The organism is Thermoanaerobaculia bacterium, assembly GCA_018057705.1.
Classification (GTDB): Bacteria; Acidobacteriota; Thermoanaerobaculia; order Multivoradales; family JAGPDF01; genus JAGPDF01.
This window is the reverse complement of sequence record JAGPDF010000055.1, coordinates 23,387-29,475: the sequence shown is the minus strand read 5'-3', so window position 1 is coordinate 29,475 and position 6,089 is coordinate 23,387. Positions and strand designations below refer to the sequence as shown.

The following is a 6,089-nucleotide window of genomic DNA, read 5'->3' as shown; positions in this document are numbered from 1 at the left end:
GGCGACGCGGTGCAGAACCTCTTCCGCGACTCGCGCGGCTTCCTCTGGATCGCGACGAGCTCCGGCCTGTCACGCTTCGACGGTCAGATCTTCCGCAACTACGAGGGCGCGGAGGGTCTGCCGAGCCCGCGGATTCACGACGTGGCCGAGGGTCCGGACGGCTCCATCTGGGTGGCCACGGCGGGCGGCCTTGCCCGCCTCGCGCCGGAAGCCGACGCGGCCTCGGGGCCGTTCGTCGTCGAGCCGTTGCCAGACGGGGTCGCCGCGGCCCAACGTCTGCTCTTCGACGCTTCCGGCATCCTCTGGATCGGAGGCGAGCGTCTCCTCCGCCTCGACCCCGGGGCCTCCGGCGAGGCTCGCCTGAAGACGATCGCGCTGCCGGTCGCGCAGGGCAACGTCGAAGGGCTGGCTCCTGGGAGCAACGGCGCCCTGTGGATCGCGACCTGGGAGGCGCTGCTGCTGCGCCGCGCCGACGGCACCTTCCGACGCTTCGAAGTCGGGGGGCCGGTTGCCGGCGCCTCGATGTTGGCGGTGGACGCCGGTGAGCGGCTCTGGGTCGGCGGGCCGGGCGGTCTCTTCGCTGTTGCGGCGGCAGCGCTCGCGGCAGAGTCCGGGTCCGGTGACACGGGCGACAGCAGGTCGCTCCACGCGCGCGCGCGGCCCCCGGTCTTCCCGGGTGAGATGCCGGGGCCGTCGGGCGAGGTGCTCTTCTACGACGCGGCGACCGGTCTCGCGGACAATTTCCTCTACATGGTCAAGCCGGACCGTGGCGGCGATGGCGAGGGAGCGACGGGGGGGGTATGGGTCGGCACGCGCGCTGGCGTGACCCACCTCGGCGCCGGCGGCGTGCGCACGATCGGGGTCGCGGAGGGTCTCGCCGAAGGGGCGCAGATGGCCGTACTCGAAGACGACGAGGGGACGCTCTGGCTCGGCTCCGAGAGTCGCGGGCTCTCGCGGCTCCGGCCCTCGGGATTCGTCGCCTTCGGCGAGGCCGACGGTCTCGAGGGGGATCGCGCGACGACGCTCTTCGATGCTCCCGGCGGAGGCCTTCTGGTCGTGACCGGCTCGAAGGAGCTGCACAGTTTCGACGGTCGGCGGTTCGAGCGCATCACGCCGCGGGCGCTCTTTCCCCGCCACGGCTCCGGCTGGGGCTGGAATCAGTTCGCGCTCGTCGATCGCCGCGGCCGGCTCTGGTATCCGGCGCACGGAGCCCTCTCGCGATTCGTCCCGGCGACGCCGCCCGGCAGGTTTCGCGACGCCCCGCCGGAACGGCAGTGGACCCCGGCGAGCGGGCTGCCCGGCCCGGACGTCTTCCGTGTTTTCGAGGACCGCCGGGGCGACATCTGGGTCTCGCTCATCGCCAGTCCCCCGTTGGTGAAGATCGTCGGGGGTGAGCGGCTCGAAGCGGTGCCGCAGGTCCGGGGTGGCGCCGCCACCGGCGGCGCCCCGACGGCGTTCGCCGAGGATCGGGCCGGCAATCTCTGGATGGGCTTCTACGTCGGCGGCCTGGCGCGCGTGCGCGACGGCATCTTCACCTTCTTCGGCGAGGCGTCGGGGGTGCCCCCCGGCTTCGTGTCGGACCTCTTCCTCGACCATGCCGGGAGTCTCTGGATCACGACGACGTCGGGCGGCATCGCCCAGGTGGAGCGCCCCGAGGCGGCCCAGCCCGAGTTCCGGCGCTACCGGACGTCCGAGGGACTGACCACGGACAGCACGCGCTGTGTCACCGAGGACCGCGCCGGGCGGATCTACGTCGGAACGTCGCGCGGCATCGACCGAATCGACCCCGAGACGGGGCGCGTGCGGGCCTTCTCGACCGACGACGGCTTGCCGAACAACCTGGTCTTCGCCTGTCATACCGCTGCCGACGGCCGCCTCTGGTTCGGCACGCTGCATGGTCTGGCGCGCTTCGATCCGGAAGCGGAAGCGATCCCCGACCCGCCCGATGTCCTGATCACGGCGGTGCGGATCGACGGCCAGAGCGAGCCCGTCCCCGACCTCGGGCTGCACGAGGTCGGCCCCCTGCGGATCGCACCGGACCGCAATGCACTCGAGATCGACTACGCCGGCGTCGCGATCGGCGCCGGGCGCGACCTGCTCTTTCAGTATCGCGTTCTCGCCTCCGGCGCGAGCGGCGATGTCGAAGACGGCTGGAGCCCGCCTTCGCCCGCGCGCTCGGCGCAGTTCCCGCGTCTCGCGAGCGGCAGCTACCGCTTCGAGGTCCGCGCTCTCTCGCATGACGGCACTCCGGGCGGTCGCGCCGCCGGCGTCCTTTTCCGGGTGCTGCCGCCGTTCTGGCAGCGACCGTGGTTCGTCGCCCTGGCCGTGGGGATCTGTGCCCTCGCGGCCTGGTTCGCCGTGCGGCTGCGCGTCGCCCGGCTGCTGGCGGTCGAACGGGCGCGCACCCGCATCGCCTCGGACCTGCACGACGACGTCGGCTCGAGCCTCTCGCGCATCGGCATCCTGGGGGAGCTGGCGCGGCAGCGCGTGCAGGCCTCGCCGGTCGAGGCCGAGCAGATGCTGGGAGAGATCGGGCGCGAGGCGCGCGAGCTCGTCGAGGCGACCTCCGACATCGTCTGGGCAGTCGATCCGCACCGCGACGACCTGGGGAGCCTCGTCGTGCGGCTGCGCCGCTTCGCGCTGGACCTCCTCGAAGCGCGGGGAGTCGAGCTCGAGTTCTCCGCTCCCGCCGCTGCCCACGAGATCGTCCTGCCGCCGGAGGTGCGGCGCGCCTTCTATCTCTGCCTCAAGGAGTCGATCCACAACGTCGCCAAACACTCGAACAGCGGCCGGGCGCGTGTTTCGATCGCGCTGAGCGAGGGTGTCCTGCACGGCGAGGTCAGCGACGACGGCACCGGGATCCCCGCCGGTCGGCCGGCCGAAGCCGAAGCGGCGGGGCGGCGGGGCCTTCCCGGGCTCCATCGCCGGGCAGAGTCCGCGGGCGGGAGGGTGTCGATCGAAAGCGTCCCGGGCCGGGGGACGAAGGTCGAGGTGACGATGCCGCTCACGGGCGATCGACGCGATCGAAGCGCTCGAAACGAGCGCCTGGACCGACGGACCTCGCATGATCGTGCGACCGGCGATGGGGGCGGAAGCTGATAGAACTGCGGACCTCATGAAGACATCCCAGAGCCTCCCCGCAGCCGCGCCTGCCGCCGACCCCATCCGGGTCCTCATCGTCGAGGACGACCGCCTGCTGCGCGACAGCCTGCGCATGCTGATCGGCGGCAGCCCGGGCTTCGCCTGCGTCGGCGTCGCCGGGTCGATGGAGGAGGCGCTCACCCTGCCGGCCGGAATCCGCCCGGACGCCGTGCTGCTCGACATCCACCTGCCGGGGACGCGCGGCTCGGTCGGCGTCATCGACCTGCTCGAGCGCTGGCCGGAGTGCGTCGTGCTCATGCACACGGTCTACGAGGAGGACGATCTCGTCTTCGAATCGCTGTGCAACGGCGCGTCGGGGTACATCCTGAAGCGCACGCCGCCGGCGCGCCTGCTCGAGGCGATCGCCGAGACGAAGCGCGGGGGTGCGCCGATGTCGCCCGAGATCGCGCGCAAGGTGCTGTCACGGTTTCGCAAGCTCGAACCGGCGAGAGCTCCGCTCCGCGAAGGCGGCGCTGTGCTGTCACCGCAAGAGGCCCGGCTCCTCGCCCTGATCGCCGCCGGCTCGAGCTATCGCGAGGCGGGGAAAGAGCTCGACGTGTCGATCAACACCGTCCGCACCCACATCCGCTCGATCTACGAGAAGCTCCAGGTCCACACCCGCTCGGAGGCGGTCGCCAAGGCGATGCGCTCCGGGCTGATCTAGACGAAGCAGGCTAGAAAGCGACGGTCGCCGACCAGCGCGCCGGCGCGCCGACTTCGAAGTTGTCGGCGAAGAGCGGCGGGCTCTCGAGGTTGTGCAGCAGCACGACATCGCGGCGGGTGGCGTCGCCGGCCGCGACGGGAATGGCGGTCGAGTCCCCCGGCTCGAAGCCGGCGGCGGTGAAGTGCAAGGCGTAGGTACCGGGACCGAGCAGCCGGTGGTAATCGCCGGCCGCCGGATCGGTGAGGGCCTCGGACTCTTGCGCCGCGAGCCCCGTGAGCTTCACGGTGGCCTCGAGCGGTGTGCCGTAGGCATCGGTCACCAGCCCGCGGATGCCGGTGAGCGCCGTCGCGATGTAGTCGAGGAGAGCCTGGCGGTTCGCGGTCCAGTAGTCCGGCATGCGCTGCGAGTCGTCCGTTTTGCAGCTCGAGACCTCGATGGTGACTTCGCGGCAGCGCCGCCACCAGTTCATCCAGTCCTGGCGGCCGCCGTCGATTTCGTACCACTCCCAGCCGTTGGTGGTGCCGTCGAAGCTGATGTCGGAGAAGTAGGAGCTGCCGCCGATCGCCGCCGGAGCGTTCGCCTTCACCAGGTTGGCGTAGTGGTGAGCGACCTCCTGGTACCAGGGCTCGTCGGCGTGCGGGCGGTTGTCCGGCAGGCCATCGCTCCAGGTGTCCCAGGGGTAGTTCACGACCTCGGCGCCGCCGTGGAAGTTCAGCGCCAGCGCGAAACGGTGCGCGTTGCCGAAGTCCATCATGCGCTGCGTCTCGGCCCAATAGGGGTTGCCGTCGGGGTGCGCACCGTTCTGCGGATCGGCGAAGTTGCGGTTGGGATCGACGAACGACGACGAGCCGTTGGGGTTCGAGTAGTAGCGGCGAGAGGAGTTCGACAGGACCTCGTCGCTCGACGAGTACGTCCCGTCCGGGTTGGCGAGCGGGTTGATCCAGATCTCGACCGAGTCGACGAGGCGGGTGATCTCCTGCGCGTACGGATCGAGTGACGCCGGATCGTAGTGCGTGAGCAGCTCGTCGATGAGGTGGAGGAGCAGAACGTAGCCGGTGGTCTCGTCGCCGTGCATCGTCGAGGAGAGGAAGACCTCGGGCTCGTCCTCGTCGGCGTCGGGATGGTCGCCGATCTTCAGTGCCAGCAGCTTGTGCGGGCGCACGGTGTTGGTGGTGGCACCGATCTCGACCCGCCGCACGAGGGAGGGGTAGTTGTCGGCGAAGTACTGCAAGCGGTCGGTGTAGGCCGCGTAGGTCGGATGCTGATCCCACTTCCAGCCGTTCTGCTGAACTTCGGCCGCGGTCAGCATGTCGATCGCCGAACCGCAGAGCTCGGGCGCGAGCGCGAAGGGAATGCCGAGTGCCCGCAAGCGCTCGCGGTCCTCGGGGGTCGCGTAGGCGAAGATCGCCTCGGGGTCGCGGCGATGGTCGACGTCGACGAAGCCCTGGACCGCCTGGAGCGTCGCGCGATCGCCGCGCAGGATCTGGATGCGCAACGGCTCCTCGCCGGCATCGGCTGCACTGGCGGGTGCGGCGTCGCCCGGAAATCCGAGTCCGAGCAGGACGAAGCCGAGCGCCCAGGCGCCGTGTCGCAGCATCTTTGCTGAGTGCATGGTCAAGAATATTAACACCGCGGGCCAGCGCCGGTCCCGAATGGAGCGGAGAACAGCCGCGCCCGACCCGGATCACCTAGGGGTGCGTCGCAGGTCGGGGATGAGCTCGCCGCGGGCGTGGCAGTCGACGAGCTCGGCGAAGCGTCGCAGGCGGGTCGTCGCCTGTTTCGCGCTCACGATCTTCCAGATCGCCGTCTTTCTGTAGCCGGCTGGCCGGGCGTCGAAGTCGCGCGCCGCCTGCGGGTTCTGATCGAGCTGCGCCCGATACTCGCGCGGCAGTTCTTGCGGGCGTTGTTCGTAGGCATAGATACCGGAGCGGTTCTCCTTGCGCCGGGAGAACGCCGCGCGGCCGGCGTCGGTCATCCGCCCCTCCTCCTCGAGCTTCCCGAACTTGGCGATGTTCACCGCGCTCCAGACGCTCGCTGCCCTGCGCGGTGTGAATCGGATCGAGTAGCTCGCCTCGTCGATCCGTCGCCGCACGCCGTCGATCCAGCCGAAGCACAGCGCTTCGTCCACAGACTCCGGCCAGGTCAGGCTGGGCCTGCCGCTGTCGCGTCTACGGAAGCCGACCAGGAGCTCGGTGGCCGTGGCGTGGTTATCCTCGAGCCAGCGGCGGAACTCGACCGCAGAGGGAAAAAAGGATGGCGGCATCGAGGCGAGCCTACAACCGCG

Annotated in this window: 4 protein-coding genes; 2 read left to right on the top strand and 2 right to left on the bottom strand. The window is 70.5% G+C overall.

Annotation, left to right across the window (positions count from 1 at the left end; all coding sequences use genetic code 11):
- On the top strand, positions 1-3,099 hold a 3,099-nt coding region (locus KBI44_15370), incomplete at its 5' end, for a hypothetical protein (protein ID MBP9145862.1).
- 16 nt (positions 3,100-3,115) lie between these two features.
- Positions 3,116-3,805, top strand: a complete 690-nt coding sequence (locus tag KBI44_15365; protein ID MBP9145861.1) for a response regulator transcription factor — start codon at positions 3,116-3,118, stop codon at positions 3,803-3,805.
- A gap of 10 nt (positions 3,806-3,815) precedes the next feature.
- On the opposite strand, the gene KBI44_15360 is transcribed toward KBI44_15365, so the two are convergent.
- Entirely contained in the window at positions 3,816-5,417 is a 1,602-nt protein-coding gene (locus KBI44_15360) for a carboxypeptidase regulatory-like domain-containing protein (GenBank protein MBP9145860.1), read from the bottom strand.
- Between the two features lie 72 nt (positions 5,418-5,489).
- Complete coding sequence (locus KBI44_15355; protein ID MBP9145859.1) at positions 5,490-6,068, bottom strand: YdeI/OmpD-associated family protein; 579 nt, start codon at positions 6,066-6,068, stop codon at positions 5,490-5,492.
- Positions 6,069-6,089: the final 21 nt, after the last annotated feature.